The following is a 23,046-nucleotide window of genomic DNA, read 5'->3' on the forward strand; positions in this document are numbered from 1 at the left end:
CCACCGCGGGCCCCACCGATCACCGCCCACCCGAACCGGACGACGAAGGGACCCGACATGGACGAGAACACCCGCTACCAGGTGCTGCGCAACGACGAGGAGCAGTACTCCCTCTGGCCCGTCGACATCGAGGTGCCCGCCGGCTGGCAGCCGGTCGGCAAGGAGGGCACCGAGGCCGAGTGCTCCGCCTACGTCGACGAGGTCTGGACCGACATGCGGCCCAGGAGCCTGCGCGAGCGCATGGAGAACGCCGGCGCCTGACCGCCACACACCCGCCGGGCCGGCCTCGCACAAGGCCGGCCCGGCACCCGAACCACCCCCACGTGCCGCCGTCCCGGCGCCCCACCGCCCTCGGCCCCCACCGCACCACGCCACTTCCGAGGAGCCGCCATGACCCCCGTCCTGCGCACCGAACGCCTGGAGTTCCTGCCCTACCGGCCCGAGCACGAGGACGCCTTCGTCGCGCTGCTGCGCGACGCGGAGGTGTGCCGCTGGATGGGCCAGGACCTCGTGCCCGAACCGGAGATCCGCGCCCTCTTCCAGGCCATCCTCACCGACGTCTACCCCTCGCGCCGCTTCGACGTGTGGGGCCTGTGGCACGCGGGCGGCTACGTCGGACACGCCGAGGTGAAACCGACCGGCAACGTCGACGGCCACGAACTCGTCACCGCGCTCGCCCCCGCCTACTGGGGCCACGGCCTGGGCGGCGAGGCCGTCCGCGGCCTGCTGCGCCACGCCGCCGACAACCTCGGCCTCACCGAGGCCTACGGCATGGTCGGCGCCGGGAACACCGCCAGTCTGAGCATGTGCCGCCGGCTCGGCTTCCGCCACGTCCGCGACATCGTCGCCGACGACGGCACGGTGACGAAGCTGCTGGTCATCCCCACGGGGCTGGGTGCGGCACCGGACGGGACGGCAGAGGTCGCGGACGGTGCCGGCGGGGCCGTCCGGCGTGAGGAGGCCGTATGACGCGGGCCTCGGTCAGCGAGGGGGCCGCCGGGGCCGCGGACGGCGAGCGGACGGGCAGCCTGTGGCGGAACCGGGACTTCACCCTGCTGTGGGCCGGGCAGTGCCTGTCCGATCTGGGCGGTGCCATGGTGGACCTCGCGCTGCCGCTGCTGGTGCTGCAGCAGACCGGATCGCCGGCCCGGGCCGGACTGGTCGGCACCGTCGGGCTGGTCACCGCCCTGGTGTGCCGGCTGCCGGCCGGGGTCCTCGCCGACCGTGCCGACCGGCGCCGGCTGATGATCGCCTGCGACGCGCTGCGGCTCGCCGGGTACGCCCTGCTGGGCTGGGCGGTCGTCACCGGCAGGGCCGGCCTGCCCGTGATCCTCGCGGTGGTGGTCGTCGGCTCCGCCGCCACGGCCGTCTTCAGCACCGCCGAGCACGCGAGCGTGCGCAACCTGGTCCGCCCGGACCAGCTGACCTCCGCCGTCGCCCGCAACGAGGCGCGGACCTACGGCGTCTCACTGGCCGGCCCGCCACTGGGCGGCCTGCTGTTCGGGCTCGGCCGGGCCCTGCCCTTCCTCGGCAACGCGCTCAGCTTCCTGCTCTCCCTGGTGGCCGTCTGCCGTATCCGCAGCCCCCTCCAGCAGCCCCGGCGCGAGGCCGCCCCGCCCGTCGGCGCGTCCACCGTGCAGGGCCTGCGCTTCCTGCTGGGGCACCCGTTCCTGCGCGCCCTGCTGGTGATCGCCGCTCCGCTGAACATGGCCTTCACCGGCATGATCTTCGCGATGACCCTCGCGCTGCGCCGGGCCGGCGTGTCCCCGGCCGTGGTCGGACTCGCCGGCACGATCTTCGCGCTCGGCGGTCTCCTCGGCGCCCTCGCCGCCCCGGCCCTCCAGCGGCGGCTGCGGCTGCCCGTCCTGATCACGCTGCTGTGCTGGACGACCGCCGCGCTGATGACGGTCGGCGCGCTGCTGGCCGGCACGCTGGCGGCCGCCGTACCGCTGGCCGCCGCCGTGTTCCTCGGGCCCACGGCGAACGCCGCCCTCTTCGCCCACCAGGCCGCCGTCACCCCCGACCACCTCCAGGGACGCGTGGTCGGCGGCGTCCTGCTCGCCGCCGGCTCGGCCGCCGCGCTCGCCCCCGCCCTGGCCGGCGCGCTGCTGGCCCGCTGGAGCCCGGTCCCGGCCACACTCGTCTTCCCCGCCCTGGTCACGGCCGCCGCACTGACGGCCACCCTGAGCAAGGGCATCCGGACCATGTCCACCTAGGCCGTGTCCGCAAAGTCCCTCCTGCCCCGCGACGCCTGGCACGCACTCTCGCCGCACCGGGCGCAGACCCAAGTACGTCCAGTACGAGGGACTGCACCCGGCACGCCGAGAGCACGCACCAGACGCCGCGCGGTCGTCGGCCCGCGGTCACAGGGGCTGCGCAGGCGGCTCATACGCGCTGTAATGGCGAGGTGGTGAGTGAGGGCGCTGCGGTCAGCGGGACGAGAACGGCGCCGGAGCGTGTCGAGGTCGCCCTCGCCTCGCTGACGGCGTCCCCGGACACCCCCGACCGGCTCCGCCGCCTCCTCGAACAGGCGCTCGTGTTCGCCGGTGCGTCCTTCGCCGGGGTGTACACGCCCGGCGAGGATCCCGCCCAGCTCTGCCTGACCGAGTCGGCGGGCCTGCCCCGCACCCTGTACGGCCTGCGCGACTGCTACCCGGTCACCGGTGGCTCCCCGGTCGCCGAGGCGCACCGCACCGGACGCCCGCGGTGGCTGGACCCCGCCGAACTGGCCGGCTGCCCGGACGCGCGCCGCACCCCGTCCCCGGACTTCTCCATGGCCGTCCTGCCGCTCCGCCCGGCGGGCGCCGGCTGCCTGGTCGCGGTCGGCGAGCACCCCGGCGGCTTCGGCAGCGACGACCGGGCCTGCCTGGAGCTGATCGCCGGCGCGGTCGCCGTCCCCGCGCCGGCCGCCGCGGGCGAGACCGGCGAGCTGCCGGAGGACGCCTTCAGCCTGGCCATGGACACCGGCCGGGTCGAGGTCGGCGAGGCCATCCTGCGGCTGTTCGGGATCGACCGGGACGACTTCGACGGCCGGGTGGAGACCCTGCTCGGCCGCGCGGTGCCCGAGGACCTGCCCGCCCTGATGTCCGTGGTCGAGGCCGACCACATGTCCATCGGCGACCGCGAGCTGGAGTTCCGCATCCTGCAGTCCGCCGGACCGCCCAAGTGGCTGCGGCTGCGCGGCCGGCTGCTGCCCGGCGGGGAGGGCCGCACCGCCCGGCTGGTCGGCACCGTCGCCGACGCCTCCACGCTGCGCTCCGACGTCACCGACGTGGCGCGGGTGCAGCGCCTGGCCGCCGCCCTCGCCATGGCCGGCACCGTCAAGGACGTCGGCCAGGCCGTCGTGGCCGCCGTGCGGGAGCCGCTGCAGGCCGACCGGATCGCGCTGGCCGAACTGGAGAACGACCGGCTGGTCGTCACCGTCCTCGACCCGCCCGAACCCGAGGCCTGGCCCGAGGTGTGGCGCAGCGAGTGGCGCACCGAGTGGCCCGACGCGCCGGTGCGCGCCATGCCCACCCTGGCCGCCGCGCTGCGCGAGGGCCGGGCCCGGATCTGGCCCGCCGGCAGCCCCCTGGAGCCCGCCCTCGCCGAGGTCGGCCCGGGCGGCCTGGCCGTGCTGCCGCTGCCCGCCGGCAGCCGCATGGCCGGCGCCTGTCTGGTCGGCTGGGACCGCCCGCACGAGTTCGCCCCCGACGAGCGCGCCCTGCTCACCGCCTGCGCCGGCCTCGCCGGCCAGGCCCTGCTGCGCGCCCACGCCTTCGATGCCGAGCACGAACTCGTCGGCATGCTCCAGCGCACCCTGCTGCCCCGCCGCCTGCCCAAGCTGCCCGGCGCGGTCGCCGTCGCCCGCTACCTGCCCACCACCGCGGGCCTGGAGGTCGGCGGCGACTGGTACGACGTGATCCCGCTCGCCGACAACCACGTCGCCCTCGTCATCGGCGACGTCCAGGGGCACAACGCGGGCGCCGCCACCCTGATGGGCCAGATGCGCACCGCGCTGCGCGCCTACGCCGCCGAGGGCCACACCCCGGACGTGGTCGTCGCGCACGCCAACCGGCTGCTGCTGGATATGGAGACCGACCTCTTCGCCACCTGCGCCTACGTCGACGTCGACATCGAACAGGGCACCGCCTGGTGCGTGCGCGCCGGACACCTGCAGCCGGTGCTGCGTCACCCGGACGGCACGGCGGAGATCGTGCAGGCCGAGGGCGGTCCGCCGCTCGGCGTGCTCGCCCAGGCCGAGTTCCCGATGACCCCGCTGCGGCTCCAGCCCGGCACCGTCCTCGCGCTGACCACCGACGGACTGGTGGAGCATCCCGGCGTCGACCTGGACGCCGGCATGGACCGGATGGCCCGCCGGCTGTCCGCCGCCGACCCGGCCCACCTCGGCCTGGTCGCCGACGCCCTGCTCTCCGGCGCCCACCGCGGCGACGACGTGGCGCTGCTGCTGGTGCGCTACGACGGGATGGCCGTACGGCCGCTGCGGGAGAGCTGGACGGTGTGGCGGGTGCCCGAGGCGGTCCGGCACGCCCGCCGTTTCACCCGGCGCACCCTGCGCGCCTGGGGCGTGTCCCCGGACACGCTCGACACGGCCCTGCTGGTCGTCTCCGAACTCGTCACCAACGCCCTGGTGCACACCGGCGGGCAGGTCCGGCTCGACCTCAGCCTGGTCAACCACCGGCTGCGGCTCGCCGTGGCCGACACCTCCCCGCGCAGCCCGGTGAAGCCCACCAGCATCGGCTGGGAGGCCACCGGCGGCCGGGGCATCCTGCTGGTGGAGGCCGTGTCGGATGCCTGGGGGACGGTCCCGGTCAGCGGCGGCAAACAGGTCTGGGCGGACCTCGTCCCCGACGGCTGACCCCCACTCGGGTGCCCGGGAACGCCGTTCAGACAGGCTGGGGAGGCGTGCTCCGGCCCTCGTGCCTAGGGTCGGTTGATGTGGCACACACCTTCGAAGAACTCGTGCAGAAGCAGCGTGCGGCCGCAGCGGCCCACACCATGGTCGAGGAACTGCGCGACGCCTACGGCCCGCCGGCCGAGCGGCGGATGACGGGCGCCCAGTCGGGCACCTACGAGACCGCCCTGCGCGCCTGGCGGGACCTGGCCCGCGATGTGCAGACCGCGGTGAGCGAGTACGCCAAGGAGACCGGCCGGCCGCGCCGCGAGGTCGAAGCCGAGGTGGAACGGGCGGCCGCGGCCCAGGACGACCGGTGAAGGGCGGCGGCGCCCGCCGCGCCGAGCGCGCCGCCACGGCCCTGGACGCGCGGCTGCCGCTCACCGAGGGCGGTTCGCTGCTGCGCAAGGCGTTCCCGGAGCACTGGTCCTTCCTGCTGGGCGAACTCGCCCTGTACAGCCTGGTGGTGCTGATCCTGACCGGGGTGTGGCTCACCCTGTTCTTCGAGCCGGAGATGCGCGAGGTCGTGTACGCGGGGTCCTACGTGCCGCTGCGCGGGGTGCGCATGTCGGCCGCCTTCGACTCCACCCTGCGCATCAGCTTCGACGTGCGCGGCGGCCTGCTGATGCGGCAGACCCACCACTGGGCGGCGCTGGTCTTCGTCGCCGCGATCGGCCTGCACATGCTGCGGATCTTCTTCACCGGAGCGTTCCGCCGGCCCCGCGAGCTGAACTGGGTGATCGGGCTGACCCTGTTCGTGGCCTCCCTCGCCGAGGGCTTCGCCGGCTACTCGCTCCCCGACGACCTGCTCTCCGGCACCGGGCTGCGCATCGCCCAGGGCATCATGCTGTCCCTGCCGGTGGTCGGCACCTACGTGGCCTTCTTCGCGGTCGGCGGCCAGTACCCGGGCCACGACATCATCACCCGGCTGTACCCGCTGCACATCCTGCTGCTGCCCGGCCTGCTCATCGGCCTGGTCACCGTGCACCTGATCCTGGTGTTCCACCTCAAACACACCCAGTGGCGCGGCCCCGGCCACTCCCGTCGCAACGCCGTCGGCAAGCCGATGTACCCGCAGTTCTCCGCCACCTCCGCGGGCCTGTCCCTCACCGTCTTCGGCGTCCTGGCGCTGCTCGCCGGCCTCGCCCAGGTCAACCCGGTCTGGAAGTACGGCCCCTACCGCCCCGACCAGGTCTCCACCGCCTCCCAGCCCGACTGGTACGTCGGCTTCCTCGAGGGCGCGCTGCGGCTGGTGCCCCCCTGGGAGACGAACGTCGCCGGGCACACGTTCATGTGGAACGTGCTGCTGCCGGCCGTCGTCCTGCCCGCCCTGCTGTTCGCCGTGCTCTACGCCTACCCGTTCGTGGAGCAGCGCCTGACCGGGGAGTGGCGGCACGAGCAGCACCTGTGCGACCGGCCGCGTGAGCGCCCCGTCCGCACCGGCCTCGGCGTGGCGGGCACGGTGTTCTACGGCGTGCTGGTGATCGCCGGCGGCAACGACGTCATCGCCCAGACCTTCCGCGTCTCCGTCAACGGCATCACCTGGGTGCTGCGCATCGGACTGGTCGTGGCGCCCGTCCTGGCGTTCCTGGTGACCCGGTGGCTGTGCCGGGCCCTGACCGCGGCGGAGCGGGAGCGGCTCGACGAGGGGGTGCCGACCGGCGAGATCCGGCAGACCGTCAGCGGCGGCTACGACTCCGGCCACGAGCCCGTCACGTCGTTCCGGCCGGGCGCCCCGCGCCGGTCCCTCACCGGTGCGCGTACTGGAACACCATCCCGCAGACCCCGCGAGCCAGGATCCCCAGACCGATGAGGAACAGCCACAACCCGAAGACCACACCGCTCGCGGTCACCGCGAAACCGAGCGCGGTGACGATCGGCCAGCCGCTCTCGTCGGGGAAGAACGCCACCGGTCCGGCCGCGTCCACCACCTCGGCCTCCGTGCGGTCCTGCGCGCGGCTGCCCCGGCGCCGGTACTGGATCAGGCAGAAGAAGGCGACCAGCGCCGCCATCGCGCACGCCACGACCAGCACGACCGTGCCGGTCTCGTCCTGCGACCACACCCCGTACAGGGCGGCGGAACCGCCGAAGAAGCACGCCACCCCGCCGAACAGCCACGCCTCCGTCTTCACCGGACCCGCTCCTCTCCGGGCGGCTGCTCGATCTCCGGGTGGTGCAGGTCGAAGGCGGGTGACTCGGAGCGGATGCGCGGCAGCGCCACGAAGTTGTGCCGCGGGGGCGGACACGCCGTCGCCCACTCCAGGCCGCGTCCCCACCCCCAGGGATCGTCCAGGGTGACCCGCTCGCCCCGGACGGCCGTGCGCCAGACGTTGTACAGGAACGGCAGCGTGGAGACGCCCAGCAGCAACGCGCCCAGAGAGGACAGGGTGTTCAGCAGGGTGAAGCCGTCCGCCGGGAGGTAGTCCGCGTACCGGCGGGGCATCCCCTGCTCGCCGAGCCAGTGCTGCACCAGGAAGGTCAGCTGGAACCCCGGGAACAGCAGCCAGAAATGGATCTTGCCGAGCCGTTCGTCCAGCATCTTGCCGGTGAACTTCGGCCACCAGAAGTAGAAGCCGGCGAACATCGCGAACACCACCGTGCCGAACAGCACGTAGTGCAGGTGCGCCACGATGAAGTAGCTGTCGGTGAGGTGGAAGTCCAGGGGCGGCGAGGCGATCAGCACCCCGCTCAGCCCGCCCAGCAGGAAGGACACCAGGAAGCCCATCGACCACAGCATCGGCGTCTCGAACGAGACCGACCCGTTGACCATGGTCCCGATCCACGCGAAGAACTTGATGCCCGTGGGCACCGCGATCAGGAACGACATGATGGAGAAGAACGGCAGCAGCACCGCCCCGGTGGCGAACATGTGGTGAGCCCACACCACCGCGGACAGCATGGTGATCGAGGTCGTCGCCCCGATCATCGGCACGTACCCGAACAGCGGCTTGCGGGAGAACACCGGGATGATCTCGGAGATGATCCCGAAGAACGGCAGTGCCACGATGTAGACCTCGGGGTGCCCGAAGAACCAGAACAGGTGCTGCCACAGCAGCGCCCCTCCGTTCGACGCGTCGAAGACGTGCGCACCGAACTTGCGGTCCGCCTCCAGTGCCAGCAGCGCGGCGGTGAGCACCGGGAACGCGGGCAGGATCAGGATCGAGGTGAACAGTACGTTCCAGGTGAACATGGGCATCCGGAACATCGTCAGACCCGGGGCGCGCAGGGTCAGGATCGTGGTGATGAAGTTGACCGCGGTCAGGGTCGTGGACACCCCGCTCACCACCAGGCCCATCGCCCACAGGTCGCCGCCCGCGCCGGGGGAGAAGTAGGCGCTGTTCAGCGGCGCGTACGCGAACCAGCCGAACGCGGCCGCCCCGTCCGGCACCAGGAACCCCGACACCACCATCAGCCCGCCGAACAGGTACATCCAGTACGACAGGGCGTTCAGCCGGGGCAGGGCCAGATCCGGGGCGCCGATCTGCAGCGGCATCACCGCGTTCGCGAACCCGGCGAACATCGGGGTCGCGAACAGCAGCATCATGATCGTGCCGTGGATGGTGACGAACTCGTCGTAGCCCTGCTTGCTCAGCAACTGCAGCCCCGGCCGGGCGAGTTCGGCGCGCATGCCCAGCGCCAGCAGTCCGGCCAGCAGGAAGAAGCAGAACGCCGTGACCATGTAGAGCCGGCCGATCACCTTGTGGTCGGTCGTGGTGGCCCAGCGCAGCAGCGCGCGGCCGGGGCGCGGGGCGGGGGCCGTGTAACGCGTGACGATCTCGAACGTTTCCGGCACATCTGGCAGATCGGTCATCCCGGGCGAGGTTACTCGCGGTGACCGAGGGGCCGGTCACGCCACGCCCTGCACACATCCGGTCGTATCCGCCGCCCGGGCGGGTACCCGACGGTCATGAACTCTGCCATGTACCAAGCGGCCACCGGCGCTCAGGTGTTCGGATACGTCCTGATCCTGCTCGCCGGGCTGGCCTGCGTCGCGGGACTGATCTACGCCTTCCGGCTGGGCGCCAAGGTGCGGGACAGGGAGCCGGCGCCGCCGCGCCCCGAGGAGCAGCCCAGGCTGCCGGCGTCCGGGCCGGTCCGCGAGACACGTGAGGTCCGTGAGCCCGACGAGGTGCCGCGCGCGGCCGACGACGGCGAGCGCCTGACCCCCCACCAGCTCGGCAACGTCCGCAGCAAGCGCGCCGACGACCAGAGCCGTCCCCGCTGGTCGCCCGGTTCCAGCGGGTCCTTCGGCGGGGGCGGCGGCGGCCGGACCTGAACCGCCGCGGACCGGGCCCGTGTTTGCGGGCCCGGCCGCCAGGGGACCCGGTCGGGCACAGACGCACAGCCCCGGGCCCCGGCGGGCCCGGCGAACGGCCCCGCAGCGAGCGGGGCGCAGAAGGAAGATGAACGACGTGACCGCGCATGCCAGCGAGAAACCGGCCATACCCGACGCGGAGACCGGCTGGGCCGCCGCCCACCGCCTGCGGAACCGGGGAGTGCGCACCTGCGTGCCGGCCGTCCTGGACCGCGCCTCGGCGCAGCGGCAGGGCCCGGACGCGGAGGACAACATCGTGCGCGGCGAGGACTGACCCCTGCGCTCAGACGCGGGTCTTGGCGAGCAGCTCCAGGATCTCCGCGGTCGTGCCCGTCTCGCCGAGCCGCGGGAAGATCCGCTCGACGCTGTTGACGTGTGCCTCGGCGTCGGCGTCGGCCATGGCGTCCGTGGCGAGCGTGACGTGGTAGCCGTGCGCGTAGGCGTCGCGGGCGGTGGACTCCACGCCGATGCTGGTCGCGATCCCGGTCAGCACGATCTGCGTGACGCCCCGGCGGCGCAGCTGGAGGTCCAGGTCGGTGCCGTGGAAGGCGCTCCAGTTGTGCTTGGTGACCCGGATGTCACCGGCGTGCCCGGACAGTTCGTCGACGACGACGTCCCAGCCCTCGGGGAAGGCGAGCCCGCGCGGCCCCCGCTCGGTGCGGCCGGGTACGGCGTCCGCCCCGTCGGGCGCGAAGGAGACCCGGACCAGGACCACGGGCAGCCCGTGGGAGCGGAAGGCGTCGGCGAGTCCGGCCGCGCGGGCGACGACGTCGGGGCCCGGGTACGGCTGGGTGGGCATGGCGACGATGCCGTGCTGGAGGTCGATCGCGACGAGCGCGGTGCGGGGGTCGAGCGTGGTGAGCGACATGGGTCGGTCGGACCTTTCGGAAAGATCAGAGAACTCGGGAATCTTCGGGACCGCGCGGACCGCGGGGGTGTGCCGGCCGAGGGAACGGCAGGGCGGTGCGCCTCGGTGTCACGGCCGGGACAGCCGGTCCATCAGCTCCAGCGCCGCGAGGACCGTCTGCCGCTCCTGCTCGGTGTAGCGGTCCTGGAAGGCGCGGGCCAGCCACTCCTCACGGACCTGCCGGTTGCCCTCGATGCGGGCCCGGCCGCCGTCGGTCAGCGTGACCAGCTGGCGGCGGCCGTCGTCGGGGTCGGGGGCGCGGCGGATCAGCCCGTGCTGCTCCAGGGCGGCCAGCGTGGTCGCCATGGACTGCGGGCGCACCCCCTCGGCGGCGGCGAGCGCGCTGGCCGTGGCCGCGCCGTGCTTGCCGACCAGGGTGAGCGCCGACTCCTGCGACGGGCTGAGGTCGGCGTCCTGCGCCACCTCGCGGATGCGGCGCCGCAGCCTGCTGAAGACCACGCGCAGATCGCGGGCGGCGCGGGCGGCGGAGTCGGAGATGTCGGCCATGCCGCCAGACTAGGGCCGACAGTCGAAACTGTCCAGTCTGGACTGTTCAGTTTTGGCTGTCGGTCTGCCGGGGTACTCGCGGCCCCGGACGACGCAGCACGGCGGTGAACCCGACTGAGCTAGAGGAGCGCAGATGACCCCTCCGGACAGGTCCGGCCTGGAGGCGGCACTCCGGGACGAGGTGGACGGCGAAGTCCGCTTCGACGCCGGCAGCCGCGGCGCCTACGCCACGGACGGTTCGAACTACCGGCAGGTCCCGCTGGGTGTCGTCGTGCCCCGCACCGTGGAGGCGGGCGCCCGCGCGGTGTCGGTGTGCGCACGCTTCGACGCCCCCGTCCTCTCCCGGGGCGGCGGCACCAGTCTGGCCGGGCAGTCCACGAACACCGCCGTGGTGATCGACTGGAGCAAGTACTGCACCGGGGTGATCTCCGTCGACCCCGAACGGCGCACCTGCGTGGTGGAGCCCGGCATCGTCCTGGACGAGCTGAACCGGCACCTCGCCCGCCACCGGCTCCAGTTCGGCCCGAAGCCGTCCACCCACAGCCACTGCGCGCTCGGCGGCATGATCGGCAACAACTCCTGCGGCGGCTCCGCCCAGGCCTACGGCAAGACCGTCGACAACGTCCGGCGCCTGGAGATCCTCACCTACGACGGGCAGCGCGCCTGGGTCGGCCCCACTCCGCCCGACGAACGCGCGCGCATCATCGCCGGCGGCGGCCGGCTCGCGGAGATCTACGCCGGCCTCGACCGCATCGCCACCGAGTACCTGGCCGACATCCGCCGCGGCTACCCCGACATCCCCCGCCGCGTCTCCGGCTACAACCTCGACTCCCTGCTGCCCGAGAACGGCTTCGACGTCGCCAAGGCCCTCGTCGGCAGCGAGGGCACCCTGGTCACCGTCCTGCGCGCCGAACTCGACCTCGTGCCCGTACCGTCGTACAAGTCCCTGCTCGTCCTCGGCTACGACGACATCTGCGCCGCCGCCGACGACGTACCCCGCCTGCTGGAGCACTGCTCGCCCAGCCAGCTGGAGGCCCTGGACGGGCGCATGGCCCAGCTGATGCGCGAGGAGGGCGCCTACCTGGACTCCCTCGCCGTACTGCCCGAGGGCGACAGCTGGCTGCTGGTGCAGTACAGCGGCGACAGCCAGGAGGACGTCGACGCCCAGGCGCACGATCTGCTGCGCGCCGTCGGCCGCGACGAGAAGGACGCGAACGTCGCCTTCTCCGACGACCCCGCGCGCGAGGAGAAGATGCTCAAGGCCCGCGAGGCCGGCCTCGGCGTCACCGCCCGCCCGCCGGACGACCGGGAGACCTGGGAGGGCTGGGAGGACTCCGCCGTACCGCCCGAACGCCTCGGCGACTACCTGCGCGACCTCAAGCGGCTGTTCCAGGAGTTCGACTACGGCCACCCCTCCCTGTACGGCCACTTCGGGCAGGGCTGCGTCCACACCCGCATCCCCTTCGGGCTGCGGACCGCCGAGGGCGTGGCCGGCTTCCGGCGCTTCCTGGAACGCGCCGCCGACCTCGTCTCCTCCTACGGCGGCTCCCTCTCAGGCGAGCACGGGGACGGCCAGTCCCGCGGCGAGCTGCTCACCCGGATGTTCGGGGAACGGCTCGTCACCGCGTTCGGCGAGCTGAAGGCGCTCTTCGACCCGGGCAACCGGATGAACCCCGGCAAGGTCGTCCACCCCAACCCGGTCGACGGGCAGCTGCGGCTCGGCCCGGCCTGGCGGCCGGACACCCCGGCGACCCACTTCGGCTTCCCCGAGGACGAGCACTCCTTCAACCGCGCGGTGATGCGCTGCGTCGGCATCGGCAACTGCCGCGGCCACTCCGGCGGCGTCATGTGCCCCTCGTACCGGGCCACCATGGAGGAGGAACACTCCACGCGCGGCCGGGCCCGGCTGCTGTTCGAGATGCTCGACGGGCACGCCGACTCCGCGATCAAGGACGGCTGGCGCTCCACCGCCGTGCACGACGCGCTCGACCTCTGCCTGGCCTGCAAGGGCTGCAAGTCCGACTGCCCGACCGGCGTCGACATGGCCACCCTGAAGGCCGAGTTCATGTCCCACCACTACGAGGGACGGCTGCGTCCCATGGCCCACTACTCCATGGGCTGGCTGCCCCTCTGGGCCCGGCTGTCCCGGACCGCTCCCGCCCTGGTCAACTCGGCGCTCCACGCGCCCGGCCTCGCCCGCCTGGGCAAGCGGCTGGCCGGGATCGACGAGGCCCGCCCGGCACCCCTGTTCGCCGAGGAGTCCTTCCTCCAGTGGTGGCGGGCGCGCGGCCGGGAGGAGCCCGACCCGGCCGACCCGCGCACCGTCGTGCTGTGGCCCGACACCTTCAGCACCTACTTCCACCCGTCCATCGCCCGGTCGGCCGTCCGGGTCCTGGAGGACGCCGGCTTCCGGGTCGCCGTCCCCACCCGGCCGGTGTGCTGCGGCCTCACCTGGATCTCCACCGGCCAACTGCCCACGGCCAAGAGGGTGCTGCGCCACACCCTCGACGTCCTGCGCCCCCATCTGGAGGCCGGCACCCCGGTCATCGGCCTGGAACCCTCCTGCACGGCCGTCTTCCGCTCCGACGCCCCCGAGCTGCTGCCCGGCGACCAGGACGCGGAGCGGCTCGCCGCACAGACCCGCACCTTCGCCGAACAGCTCGTCCACCACGCCCCCGACGACTGGCGGCCCCCGCAGCTCGCCCGGCAGGCGACCGTGCAGACCCACTGCCACCAGCACGCCGTCATGAAGTTCGACGCCGACCGCGAACTGATGCGCCGGGTCCACCTCGACGCCGAGGTCCTCGACGAGGGCTGCTGCGGCCTGGCCGGGAACTTCGGCTTCGAACGCGGCCACCACGAGGTGTCCATGGCCGTCGCCGAACAGGGCGTCCTGCCCGCCGTCCGCGGCGCCGCCCCGGACAGCCTGGTCCTCGCCGACGGCTTCAGCTGCCGCACCCAGATCGAGCAGGGCGGCACCGGCCGCCGCGCCCTGCACCTCGCCGAGGTCCTGGCGCTCGCCCTCGACGGCAACCTCCCCAGCGACCGCCCCGAGCGGCTGGCCGACCGCCCCGCCGGGCCGTCCCGTACGGCCCGCTGGGCGACGGCCGCCACCGTGGCCGCCCTCGCCCTGGGCGCCGTGGGCGGGCTGCGGCAGCTGCGGAGGTGACCATGAGCGACCAGCCGGCCGTCGAGGCCGTGGACACCGCCGTCTACACCGTGCCCACCGACACCCCCGAGGCGGACGGCACCCTCGCCTGGGACAAGACCACCCTCGTCCTGGTCACCGTCCGCGCCGGCACCACCACCGGGCTCGGCTACACCTACGCGCCCGCCGCCACCGCCCACCTCGTCCGCGAACTGCTCGCCGGCACCGTCACCGGCTTGTCCGCCCACGACGTGCCGCGCGCCAACGAGCGGATGTGCCGGGCCGTGCGCAACGCCGGACTGCCCGGCGTGGCCGCCCAGGCGATCGCCGCCGTCGACATCGCCCTGTGGGACCTCAAGGCGCGCCTGCTCGGCCTGCCCCTCGTCCACCTGCTCGGCGCCGCCCGCGACGACGTGCCCGTCTACGGCAGCGGCGGCTTCACCACCTACGACGCCGCCCGGCAGGAGCGCCAGCTGCGCGGCTGGGCCGAGGACGAGGGCATCCCCCGCGTCAAGATCAAGATCGGGGAGTCGTGGGGCACCCGGGAGGAACGCGACCTGGAACGCGTCGCCCGCGCGCGGGCCACCGTGGGCGACACCGCCGAGCTGTACGTCGACGCCAACGGCGGCTACACCGCCGGCCAGGCCGTCCGGATCGCCGGCCCGCTCGCCGACCACGGCGTCACCTGGTTCGAGGAACCCGTCTCCTCCGACCACCTCACCACCCTCGCCGACGTCCGCGCCCGCACCCCGATCGACGTCACCGCCGGCGAGTACGGCTACACCCTCGCCTACTTCGAGCACATGCTGGCCGCCGGAGCCGTCGACTGCCTCCAGGCCGACGTCACCCGGTGCGGCGGCATCACCGTCTGGCTGCGCGCCGCCGCGCTCGCCCACGCGCGCGGGATCGACGTCTCCGGGCACTGCGCCCCCCACGCCCACGCCCATGTCGCCGCCGTCGTGCCCAACCTGCGCCACCTGGAGTGGTTCCACGACCACGTGCGCATCGAGCGGCTCCTGTTCGACGGCGTCCTCGACCCCGGCGGCGGCAGCATCACCCCGGGCGCCGAGGGGGCGCCCGGCCTCGGCCTGACCCTCGTGGAGGAGCGGGCCGCGCCGTACCGGGCGGAGTGAGCCGGAACCGCGTCACGCAACCGTGTTCCGCGACCGCGTCCCGAGACCGCAGATGAGGAGATGAGCATGTCCCCGACCGTCGTCATCACCGGTGCCAGCGCCGGCATCGGCCGCGCCACCGCCCGCCTGTACGCCCGGCGCGGCGCCGACGTCGTCCTGGTCGCGCGCGGCGAAGGCGGCCTGGAGGCGGCGGCCGACGAGGTCGCGGCGCTCGGCGGACGCCCCCTGGTACGGCCCGCCGACGTGGCCGACCCGGCCCAGACGGAGGCCGTCGCCGAGGCCGCGGAGAAGGAGTTCGGCCCGATCGACGTCTGGATCAACTGCGCCTTCGCCAGCGTCTTCGCGCCCTTCGAGGAGATCACCCCCGAGGAGTACCAGCGGATCACCGAGGTCACCTACCTCGGCTTCGTCAACGGCACCCGCTCGGCCCTCAAGCGCATGCTGCCCCGCGACCGCGGCACGATCGTGCAGGTCGGCTCCGCGCTCGGGGAACGGTCGATCCCACTGCAGTCCGCGTACTGCGGCGCCAAGCACGCCATCAACGGCTTCACCTCCTCGCTGCGCACCGAACTGCTGCACCGGGGCAGCAACGTGCGCGTCACCGTCGCCCAGATGCCCGCGGTCAACACCCCCCAGTTCGAGTGGGTCCGCTCCCGGCTGTCCAAGCACCCCATGCCGGTCCCGCCGATCTACCAGCCCGAGGTGGCCGCGCGGGGCGTGGCCTACGCCGCCGACCACCCGGGCCGCAAGCAGTACTACATCGGCGCCACCACCGTGGCCACCATCTGGGCCAACCGGCTCTTCCCGGCCCTCCTCGACCGCTACCTGGCCCGCACCGGCTTCGACTCCCAGCAGACCGACCGCATCCCGCCCACCGGTCTGGACAACCTCTTCACACCGGTCGACCGGGACCCCGCCGAGGACCAGGGCGCGCACGGCTCCTTCGACGACAGCGCGCACGCCCGCTCCTGGCAGGAGACCCTGGTCCGGCACCCCGCGGCCACCGCCCTCGGGGCGGGCGCCGCGGCGCTGGGCGCGGTACGCGGCTACCGCCGCCTCGCGTCCCGGGCCGCCTAGGCTGACGCTGTGCGCCTCCTGCTGATGTCCGACACGCACCTGCCCAAGCGGGCCAAGCGGCTCCCCGAGCAGCTGCTCGCCGAACTCCCGCGCGCGGACGTGGTGTTCCACGCCGGGGACTGGGTCGACACCGCCACCCTCGACCTGCTGGAGAGCCGCAGCCGCCGGCTGGTCGGCGTGTACGGCAACAACGACGGGCCCGAGCTGCGCGCCCGGCTGCCCGAGGTGGCGTACGCCGAACTGGGTGGCCTGCGCTTCGGCGTCGTCCACGAGACCGGGCCCGCACAGGGCCGCGAGGCCCGCTGCGCCGCGCGCTTCCCGGACCTGGACGTCCTGGTCTTCGGGCACAGCCACATCCCCTGGGACACCACCGCCCCCACCGGGCTGCGCCTGCTCAACCCCGGCTCGCCGACAGACCGCCGCCGTCAGCCCCACTGCACCTACCTGACGGCGACCGTCGCCGGCCGGGCGCTCACGGACGTCACCCTGCACCGCCTGCCGCAGCGGGGACGGGCCGTGGCATGATCACCGCGTGACTTCCGGACCCGGCATACCCGCCGTCGTACCCGCCGGCCGGCTCGCCGCCGGGGCGCAGCCCGTGCTGCCGCTGTCCGGCGGCCTGGAACTGCGGCCCTGGCGCCTGGACGACGCCGACGCCGACGCCCTGCACACCGCGGGGCAGGACACGGCGATCAGCCACTGGAACCTCTTCTCCGTCGGCAGCCGGGCCGAGGCCCGCACCCGGATCGAGCGCCTGCACGCGCGCCGGCGGGACGAGACGGGGGCGGTCTGGGCCATCGCCCCGCGCGGCGGCGCCGCCGTCGGGCTCGCCGGCCTCAACGACGTCGACCTGGCGGGCGGCACCGCCGAGGTCGTCTACTGGGTGCTGCCCGAGGCGCGCGGCGGCGGCCTCGCGGTCGCGGCGACCCGGCGGCTCGGCCGCTGGGCCCTCACCGACCTGGGCCTACACCGGCTGGTCCTGTGCCACTCGACGGCCAACCCTGCCTCCTGCCGGGTGGCCGAGAAGGCCGGCTTCACCTTCGAGGGCACCCAGCGCAGCGCCCTGCTGCACGCCGACGGCTGGCACGACCAGCACCTGCACGCGCGGGTGGCCGGAGACCCCGAGTAGCACGGGCGGGGACGGACGAGTAGATCCTCGCGCCGACGCCGGCTGAGGGGACCCTCTTCCTAGGCGTCGGACCACCCGCGCGGATGGATCGCGCCGCTCGTCCTGCTGAGCGGCGCCCCGCTGCCTCCCCACCGCAGCGCCACGATCTCCGCCGCCACCGACACCGCCACCTCCTCCGGCGTACGGGCGCCGAGGTCCAGGCCGACCGGGGAGCGCAGGCGGGACAGTTCCTCGTCGGTGAGGCCGGACTCGGCCAGGCGGCGGAGCCGGTCCTCGTGGGTGCGCCGGCTGCCCATCGCCCCGATGTACGCGGCCGGGCGGCGCAGCGCCTCCCGCAGCACCGGCACGTCGAACTTCGGGTCGTGGGTCAGGACGCAGACCACCGTCCGCTCGTCGGTGCGCGTGCCGCGCAGGTACCGGTGCGGCCAGTCCACGACGACCTCCACGCCCTCCGGGAACCGCCGGGGCGTGGCGAACACCGGCCGGGCGTCGCACACGGTCACCCGGTAGCCGAGGAAGTCCCCGAGCCGGGCCACGGCCGCGGCGTAGTCGATGGCGCCGAACACCAGCATGCGCGGCGGCGGCGCGAAGGAGTGCAGGAACACCGTGACCGTGTCCTCGCGCCGCTCCCCGTGCGGCCCGTAGTGCCTCAGGCCGGTCACGCCGAGGGCGAGTTCGCCGCGCGCGTCGGCGGCGACGGCCGCGTCCAGCCCCCGCGTGCCCAGGCTGCCGGCGGCCGTCCGCGGCCACACCGCGAGGGTGGCTCCGCGCGGCGCCGGCCCGTCGACCACGACGGCCGCGGTGACCGGCTCACCGCTCGCGACGGACGCGGCGACCGCGCCGAACACCGGATCCCGGGCCGGGGTCACCGGCCGCACCAGGACGGTGATCTCACCGCCGCAGGTGAGGCCGACCGCGAAGGCGTCCTCGTCGCTGTAGCCGAACGTCTCCAGCCGGACCGCGCCGGTCTCGACGGCCTCTTGGGCCAGCTCGAACACCGCGCCCTCCACACAGCCGCCGGAGACGCTGCCGACCACCTCGCCGTCCGGGCCGACCGCCAGCGCGGCGCCGGGCCCGCGGGGCGCGCTGCGGCTGACCGAGACGACCGTGGCCAGCCCGAACGGCACCCGGGCGGCGTACCACCGGTCCAGCACCGCGAGAATCTCACGCATCGTCCGCTCCTCGGCTCACCTGTCACGGCCGCACCCGGCACGGCATTTGTTGAACGTAAATCCGTTGGTGGTGCCGTCGCCGTTCTGCTGCACTGCACCGGTCGAGTTCCCGAGCCCACCAGGAGCGATCATGCGCGCACCGTTCATGTCCAGCCCGGAAGGAATCGCCCACTCTCTCAAGGACATGACACTTCGTGCCTCTGCTCAATCTGGGAATCCTGGCCCATGTCGACGCGGGTAAGACGAGCCTGACCGAACGGCTCCTGCACACCGCCGGAGTGATCGACGAGATCGGCAGCGTCGACGCCGGCAGCACCACCACCGACACCCTCGCACTGGAGCGGCAGCGCGGCATCACCATCAGGTCCGCCGTCGTGTCGTTCCCGCTCGACCGCGTCACCGTCAACCTCATCGACACCCCCGGCCACCCCGACTTCATCGCCGAGGTGGAGCGGGTGCTCGACGTGCTCGACGGTGCCGTCCTGGTCGTCTCCGCGGTCGAGGGCGTCCAGGCGCAGACCCGGGTGCTGATGCGCACCCTGCGCCGGCTGCGCATCCCCACCCTCGTCTTCGTCAACAAGATCGACCGGCGTGGCGCCCGGGACGCCGCCGTGCTCCGTCAGATGGCCCGGCGGCTGGCCGTACCGCTCGTCCCGATGGGGACGGCCGCGGGGCTCGGCACGCGGGCCGCCCGCTTCCGCCCCGGCCTCGGCCCGGCCGCGCTGGAGGCGCTGGCGGACCGGGACGACGGCCTGCTCGCCGCCTACCTCGACGGCGGTGTCCCCGCGGGCCGGCTGCGCCGCGCCCTCGCCGCCCAGACCCGGAGCGCGTCCGTCCACCCGGTGTACTTCGGCTCCGCGATCACCGGCGCCGGCGTGCCCGAGCTGATCGCCGGGATCGAACGGCTGCTGCCCACGGCCGCCGGCGACCCGGACGGCCCGCTGTCGGGCACCGTCTTCAAGATCGAGCGTGGTCCGGCGGGGGAGAAGGCGGCCTATGCGCGGCTCTTCTCCGGCACCCTGCGCGTCCGCGACCGCATCGTGTTCGGCGACGGCCGCCGGGGCACCGGCGAGGAGGGACGCGTGACCGCGCTGACCGTCTTCGAACGCGGCACGGACACGCGCGCGGACAGCGCCGGCGCGGGCCGGATCGTCAAGGTGTGGGGCCTCGGCGGCATCCGGATCGGTGACGCGCTCGGCGTCCCGAACCGGTCGTACCAGCACCACTTCGCGCCGCCCACCCTGGAGACGGTCGTCGTCCCCGGCCCCGGCGCGGACCGGCGCTCGCTGCACCTGGCGCTCACCCAGCTCGCCGAGCAGGACCCGCTCATCGGCGTCCGCCACGACGAGCTGCGGGGGGAGACCTCCGTGTCCCTCTACGGCGAGGTGCAGAAGGAGGTCGTCCAGGCCACCCTCGCCGACGAGTACGGCCTGGCCGTCACCTTCCGCGAGACGACGACCCTGTGCGTCGAACGCCCGGTCGGCAGCGGGCACGCCGTCGAGTACAACAAGAAGGACGACAACCCCTTCCTCGCCACCGTCGGCCTGCGCGTCGACCCCGCCCCGCCCGGCGCGGGCGTGACCTTCCGGCGGGAGGTGGAGCTGGGCTCGATGCCGTACGCCTTCTTCAAGGCCGTCGAGGACACCGTCCGGGAGACGCTCGGCCAGGGACTGCACGGCTGGCAGGTCACCGACTGCACGGTGACCATGACCCACTCGGGCTACTCGCCCCGGCAGAGCCACGCGCACCAGGGCTTCGACAAGAGCATGTCGAGCACCGGCTACGACTTCCGGGGCCTGACCCCGCTGGTCCTGACCGAGGCGCTGCGCCGGGCCGGCACCCTGGTGCACGAGCCGGTGCACCGCTTCCGGCTGGAGGCGCCGGCCGACACGCTCGGCGCGCTGCTGCCGGTGCTGGCCCGGCTCGGCGCGGTACCGGAGAGCACCGGCACGCACGCCGCGGTCTGCGTACTGGAGGGCATCGTCCCGGCCGCCCGGGTGCACGCGCTGGAACAGCGGCTGCCGGGGCTGACCCGGGGCGAGGGGGAGCTGGAGACGGCCTTCGACCACTACGCGCCGGTGACCCGCGGCACGGTCCCCGAGCGGCCGCGCACCGACCACAACCCGCTGAACCGGCAGGAGTACCTGCTGAGCTTCATGCGCCGGGTCGGCGAGTGAGCTGACCATTAGTCAACTTACTCGGGAGTCAGAAGCTGTTGACGCTGCCCGGATCAGGCCGGACTGTGGTGGACATGCCGAATCTTCGGGTACGTCTGCTGGCCGTGCTGGTCGTCCTGAGCGGATCCCTGACGGTGGCGGGAGTCCCGCCCGCCACCGCCGCCACCCCTTCCGACTCCCTCTGGTTCGACGGCACCGCGCTGACCGTGCGGGACGGCCGGTTCGCCGACGGCCAGGGCCGCGAGATCGTCCTGCGCGGCTACAACGTCTCCGGCGAGACCAAACTGGAGGAGAACGGCGGCCTGCCCTTCGCCTCCGCCGCCGACGCCCGCAAGGCCGCGGCCGCGCTGCGCGCCCTCGGCGGCGGCAACGCGGTCCGCTTCCTGCTCTCCTGGGCGCACGCCGAGCCGGTACGCGGCCAGGTGGACACCGCCTACCTGGACGCCGCCACCGACCAGATGCGCGCCTTCCTGGACGCGGGCATCCGGGTCTACCCCGACTTCCACCAGGACCTCTTCTCCCGGTACCTGTTCGACACCGGCAGCTGGTACACCGGCGACGGCGCTCCCCAGTGGGCGGTGGACGCCGGGAGTTACCCCAAGGAGTCCTGCGGCATCTGCCTGTTCTGGGGCCAGAACATCACCCAGAACACGGCCGTGCAGAAGGCCCAGTACGACTTCTGGCACAACGCCCACGGCCTGCAGGACGCCTTCCTGGCCACCGCCCGGAGCACCATGGCCCATCTGCGCCGGCACCTGAGCGCGGCGCAGTTCGCGGGCATCGCCGGCTTCGACCCGTACAACGAGCCGTACGCCGGCGGCTACGACCCCGGGCAGACCTCCCGCACCTGGGAACGCGACCTGCTCTGGCCGTTCTACGTGCGGTTCCGGGCCCGCATGGACGCCGCCGGCTGGCAGGACAAGCCCGCCCTCGTCGAGCCGAACCTCTTCTGGAACGCCAACATCTCCACCCAGAAACAGGAGGGCGGCCTCCTCGACGCGGGCACGCTCGGCCCGGACTACGTCTTCAACACCCACTTCTACGACCAGAAGGCCATCTCCGGCATCCTCATGTGGGGCAAGGCGGCCGACGGCCAGTACGCCGCCGACTTCGCCGCCGTCCGCGACCGGGCCGCGGCCGCCGGCACCGCGGCCGTGGCCGGCGAGTTCGGCCACCCCCTGTCCGGCACGGTCGCCGACAAGGCGCCGACCGTCGTGAAGGCCATGTACCAGGCCCTCGACTCCCGCCTGCCCGGCGCGAGCTGGTGGGCGCGGCCGGCCGCCTCCGGGCCGGTGCTGTCCGGCACCCAGTGGCAGTGGGACCTCTACAACGGCCGGCACCACGAGCTGATGAACGGCAACCCCGGCAAGGTGCTCACCGCCGGGGACGCCTGGAACGACGAGGACCTGTCGGCGGTACGGCTCGACGACTCCGGGAACGCCGTCCTGCGCCAGGACGCCCGCCTCCTGGACCGCCTCTACCCGGGCGCCACGGCCGGCACCGCCCTCGCCTTCACCTACGAGGACCGCTCCCGCGACGGCTCCACCACCCTCACCTGGAACCCGGTACCCGGCTCCCTGCCGAACACGGCGAAGCTCGTCGGCACGGGCCGGTACGGGCTGCTCGTGTGGCGCTCCGGCGACGGCACCGCGCCCACCGAGCTGCACCTGCCGGCGTCCTTCCCGACCGCCGCCACCACGGTCGTCTCCGACCTCGGCACGGTCCACGGCCCGCCCGCGTACACCTCCGCCACCCCGGTCGCCGCGGCCCCGGAGCCGGGCGGTACGGGCAGCCGCCGGCTGCTGCTCACCGACGCGGACTCCGGCGTCCTGCACTACGCCCTGGTCACCAACGGCGCCACCGCCCCCTCGGCGGACCTGCTGGCCGCGGCGAAGGCCGAGCTGGCCGCCTGGGCGGCGGCGCGCTTCTGACGGCAGCGGTGTGGCCTCCGGGGTGAGTGGGGGCATCCCGGAGGCCACGGCCCGGTGGGGCGTCAGCTGCCGGCGGGGCCGGTCCAGCCGTCCTGCACCCGGCCCAGCCGGACCCGCTGCGGGTGGTCGCCGACCGGGACCGACGTCACCTTCCGGCCGGTGGCGAAGTCGATCGCCGTCACCTGGTCGGCACCGCTCTCGGAGACGACGCAGTCCTTGCCGTCGCCGCTGACCGTCGCCCAGTACGGCTTGGACGTCGTCACCAGCGGGCCCTCCTGGAGGGAGGCGCGGTCGACCACGGTCGCGTAGTCGTCCATGGTGCCCGCCACGCACAGCTTGGTGCCCCCGGGGTTCATCGAGATGCCGTGGTGGCGCGAGTCGTTGACCCAGGTGGTGCGGTCCTCGCTGGTCGCCGGGTTCTTCGGCAGCGTCTTCATCCGGGTGATCTTGTCGGTGGCGACGTCGTACTCCAGGAAGCCGTTGAAGAACGACACCTGGAAGTACAGCTTGGACTCGTCGGGGGAGAAGACGGCCGGGCGGACCGCGTCGGAGAAGTCCTTCAGCCCGAACGCGTCCAGCCGCTGCCGCATGTCGACGACCTCGACCTGCCGGTACGTCGTCGCGTCCACGACCGTGATGCGCCGGTCGCCCTTGGT

Annotated in this window: 20 protein-coding genes and 1 pseudogene; 15 read left to right on the forward strand and 6 right to left on the reverse strand. The window is 73.7% G+C overall.

Going from position 1 to position 23,046, the window contains the following annotated elements; all coding sequences use genetic code 11:
- Positions 1-57 precede the first annotated feature (57 nt).
- From ABZ923_RS11570 to ABZ923_RS11595, 6 genes are all read left to right on the forward strand, one after another.
- Positions 58-261, forward strand: coding sequence for an MbtH family NRPS accessory protein (locus tag ABZ923_RS11570; protein WP_132785699.1), 204 nt, complete (start codon positions 58-60; stop codon positions 259-261).
- Between the two features lie 129 nt (positions 262-390).
- A complete protein-coding gene (locus ABZ923_RS11575) occupies positions 391-969 on the forward strand; it encodes a GNAT family N-acetyltransferase (protein WP_361469905.1) in 579 nt (192 codons plus the stop codon).
- The gene (locus ABZ923_RS11580; protein ID WP_361469907.1) at positions 966-2,216 is read left to right on the forward strand and encodes an MFS transporter; all 1,251 of its coding nucleotides are present in this window, start codon (positions 966-968) and stop codon (positions 2,214-2,216) included. The genes ABZ923_RS11575 and ABZ923_RS11580 overlap by 4 nt, the downstream gene beginning before the upstream one ends.
- Positions 2,217-2,410: 194 nt before the next feature.
- Positions 2,411-4,858: a SpoIIE family protein phosphatase gene (locus ABZ923_RS11585; protein WP_361469909.1), complete on the forward strand. Its 2,448-nt coding sequence runs from the start codon at positions 2,411-2,413 to the stop codon at positions 4,856-4,858.
- A gap of 80 nt (positions 4,859-4,938) precedes the next feature.
- Complete coding sequence (locus ABZ923_RS11590) at positions 4,939-5,214, forward strand: hypothetical protein (protein ID WP_361469910.1); 276 nt, start codon at positions 4,939-4,941, stop codon at positions 5,212-5,214.
- The gene (locus ABZ923_RS11595; protein WP_361469912.1) at positions 5,211-6,707 is read left to right on the forward strand and encodes a cytochrome bc complex cytochrome b subunit; all 1,497 of its coding nucleotides are present in this window, start codon (positions 5,211-5,213) and stop codon (positions 6,705-6,707) included. The genes ABZ923_RS11590 and ABZ923_RS11595 overlap by 4 nt, the downstream gene beginning before the upstream one ends.
- Here the strand turns inward: ABZ923_RS11595 and ABZ923_RS11600 are convergent.
- Together ABZ923_RS11600 and ctaD are read right to left on the reverse strand one after the other, a co-directional pair.
- Positions 6,643-7,026: a cytochrome c oxidase subunit 4 gene (locus ABZ923_RS11600; RefSeq protein WP_361469914.1), complete on the reverse strand. Its 384-nt coding sequence runs from the start codon at positions 7,024-7,026 to the stop codon at positions 6,643-6,645. The two genes, ABZ923_RS11595 and ABZ923_RS11600, sit on opposite strands and share 65 nt — an antisense overlap.
- On the reverse strand, positions 7,023-8,705 hold the full coding sequence (ctaD, locus tag ABZ923_RS11605; RefSeq protein ID WP_361469916.1) for a cytochrome c oxidase subunit I: 1,683 nt from the start codon (positions 8,703-8,705) through the stop codon (positions 7,023-7,025). The genes ABZ923_RS11600 and ctaD overlap by 4 nt, the downstream gene beginning before the upstream one ends.
- Before the next feature lie 96 nt (positions 8,706-8,801).
- Here ctaD and ABZ923_RS11610 point away from each other — a divergent pair, with 96 nt between their 5' ends.
- Positions 8,802-9,170: a DUF6479 family protein gene (locus ABZ923_RS11610; protein ID WP_361469918.1), complete on the forward strand. Its 369-nt coding sequence runs from the start codon at positions 8,802-8,804 to the stop codon at positions 9,168-9,170.
- Positions 9,171-9,297: 127 nt separating this feature from the next.
- Positions 9,298-9,483: a hypothetical protein gene (locus ABZ923_RS11615; protein ID WP_361469919.1), complete on the forward strand. Its 186-nt coding sequence runs from the start codon at positions 9,298-9,300 to the stop codon at positions 9,481-9,483.
- Positions 9,484-9,492: 9 nt separating this feature from the next.
- On the opposite strand, the gene ABZ923_RS11620 is transcribed toward ABZ923_RS11615, so the two are convergent.
- A complete protein-coding gene (locus tag ABZ923_RS11620; RefSeq protein ID WP_361469920.1) occupies positions 9,493-10,077 on the reverse strand; it encodes a hydrolase in 585 nt (194 codons plus the stop codon).
- A 108-nt stretch (positions 10,078-10,185) separates the two neighbouring features.
- Complete coding sequence (locus ABZ923_RS11625) at positions 10,186-10,623, reverse strand: MarR family transcriptional regulator (protein ID WP_361469922.1); 438 nt, start codon at positions 10,621-10,623, stop codon at positions 10,186-10,188.
- A gap of 133 nt (positions 10,624-10,756) precedes the next feature.
- Between ABZ923_RS11625 and ABZ923_RS11630 the strand changes: the two genes are divergently transcribed.
- The 5 genes from ABZ923_RS11630 to ABZ923_RS11650 all read left to right on the forward strand — a co-directional run bounded on the left by ABZ923_RS11630 (position 10,757) and on the right by ABZ923_RS11650 (position 17,110).
- Entirely contained in the window at positions 10,757-13,792 is a 3,036-nt protein-coding gene (locus ABZ923_RS11630; protein ID WP_361469924.1) for an FAD-linked oxidase C-terminal domain-containing protein, read from the forward strand.
- A gap of 2 nt (positions 13,793-13,794) precedes the next feature.
- On the forward strand, positions 13,795-14,904 hold the full coding sequence (locus ABZ923_RS11635; protein ID WP_361469925.1) for an enolase C-terminal domain-like protein: 1,110 nt from the start codon (positions 13,795-13,797) through the stop codon (positions 14,902-14,904).
- Between the two features lie 66 nt (positions 14,905-14,970).
- A complete protein-coding gene (locus ABZ923_RS11640) occupies positions 14,971-15,981 on the forward strand; it encodes an SDR family oxidoreductase (RefSeq protein ID WP_361469927.1) in 1,011 nt (336 codons plus the stop codon).
- 9 nt (positions 15,982-15,990) lie between these two features.
- Positions 15,991-16,506, forward strand: a complete 516-nt coding sequence (locus ABZ923_RS11645; RefSeq protein WP_361469928.1) for a metallophosphoesterase — start codon at positions 15,991-15,993, stop codon at positions 16,504-16,506.
- A gap of 7 nt (positions 16,507-16,513) precedes the next feature.
- The gene (locus ABZ923_RS11650) at positions 16,514-17,110 is read left to right on the forward strand and encodes a GNAT family N-acetyltransferase (protein ID WP_361469930.1); all 597 of its coding nucleotides are present in this window, start codon (positions 16,514-16,516) and stop codon (positions 17,108-17,110) included.
- A 59-nt stretch (positions 17,111-17,169) separates the two neighbouring features.
- Here ABZ923_RS11650 and ABZ923_RS11655 read toward each other — a convergent pair whose 3' ends face one another.
- Positions 17,170-18,282, reverse strand: a complete 1,113-nt coding sequence (locus tag ABZ923_RS11655) for an XdhC/CoxI family protein (protein WP_361469932.1) — start codon at positions 18,280-18,282, stop codon at positions 17,170-17,172.
- A gap of 194 nt (positions 18,283-18,476) precedes the next feature.
- Between ABZ923_RS11655 and ABZ923_RS11660 the strand changes: the two genes are divergently transcribed.
- On the forward strand, positions 18,477-20,459 hold the full coding sequence (locus ABZ923_RS11660; protein WP_361469934.1) for a translation factor GTPase family protein: 1,983 nt from the start codon (positions 18,477-18,479) through the stop codon (positions 20,457-20,459).
- A 74-nt stretch (positions 20,460-20,533) separates the two neighbouring features.
- Positions 20,534-22,390, forward strand: coding sequence for an endoglycosylceramidase (locus ABZ923_RS11665; RefSeq protein ID WP_361469935.1), 1,857 nt, complete (start codon positions 20,534-20,536; stop codon positions 22,388-22,390).
- Between the two features lie 62 nt (positions 22,391-22,452).
- Here ABZ923_RS11665 and ABZ923_RS11670 read toward each other — a convergent pair.
- A pseudogene (locus ABZ923_RS11670) lies at positions 22,453-23,046 on the reverse strand (YncE family protein); the annotation flags it as partial.

The sequence above is a fragment of the Streptomyces sp. NPDC046881 genome (genome assembly GCF_040645015.1).
Taxonomy (GTDB): domain Bacteria; phylum Actinomycetota; class Actinomycetes; order Streptomycetales; family Streptomycetaceae; genus Streptomyces.

Bases quoted from the DNA above. Each gene is read 5' to 3' on its own strand.
- ABZ923_RS11570 (WP_132785699.1), top strand. From the start codon at position 58: ATGGACGAGAACACCCGCTACCAGGTGCTGCGCAACGACGAGGAGCAG.
- ABZ923_RS11575 (WP_361469905.1), top strand. From the start codon at position 391: ATGACCCCCGTCCTGCGCACCGAACGCCTGGAGTTCCTGCCCTACCGG.
- ABZ923_RS11580 (WP_361469907.1), top strand. From the start codon at position 966: ATGACGCGGGCCTCGGTCAGCGAGGGGGCCGCCGGGGCCGCGGACGGC.
- ctaD (WP_361469916.1), bottom strand. From the start codon at position 8,705: ATGACCGATCTGCCAGATGTGCCGGAAACGTTCGAGATCGTCACGCGT.
- ABZ923_RS11610 (WP_361469918.1), top strand. From the start codon at position 8,802: ATGAACTCTGCCATGTACCAAGCGGCCACCGGCGCTCAGGTGTTCGGA.
- ABZ923_RS11615 (WP_361469919.1), top strand. From the start codon at position 9,298: ATGAACGACGTGACCGCGCATGCCAGCGAGAAACCGGCCATACCCGAC.
- ABZ923_RS11620 (WP_361469920.1), bottom strand. From the start codon at position 10,077: ATGTCGCTCACCACGCTCGACCCCCGCACCGCGCTCGTCGCGATCGAC.
- ABZ923_RS11625 (WP_361469922.1), bottom strand. From the start codon at position 10,623: ATGGCCGACATCTCCGACTCCGCCGCCCGCGCCGCCCGCGATCTGCGC.
- ABZ923_RS11630 (WP_361469924.1), top strand. From the start codon at position 10,757: ATGACCCCTCCGGACAGGTCCGGCCTGGAGGCGGCACTCCGGGACGAG.
- ABZ923_RS11635 (WP_361469925.1), top strand. From the start codon at position 13,795: ATGAGCGACCAGCCGGCCGTCGAGGCCGTGGACACCGCCGTCTACACC.
- ABZ923_RS11640 (WP_361469927.1), top strand. From the start codon at position 14,971: ATGTCCCCGACCGTCGTCATCACCGGTGCCAGCGCCGGCATCGGCCGC.
- ABZ923_RS11655 (WP_361469932.1), bottom strand. From the start codon at position 18,282: ATGCGTGAGATTCTCGCGGTGCTGGACCGGTGGTACGCCGCCCGGGTG.
- ABZ923_RS11665 (WP_361469935.1), top strand. From the start codon at position 20,534: ATGCCGAATCTTCGGGTACGTCTGCTGGCCGTGCTGGTCGTCCTGAGC.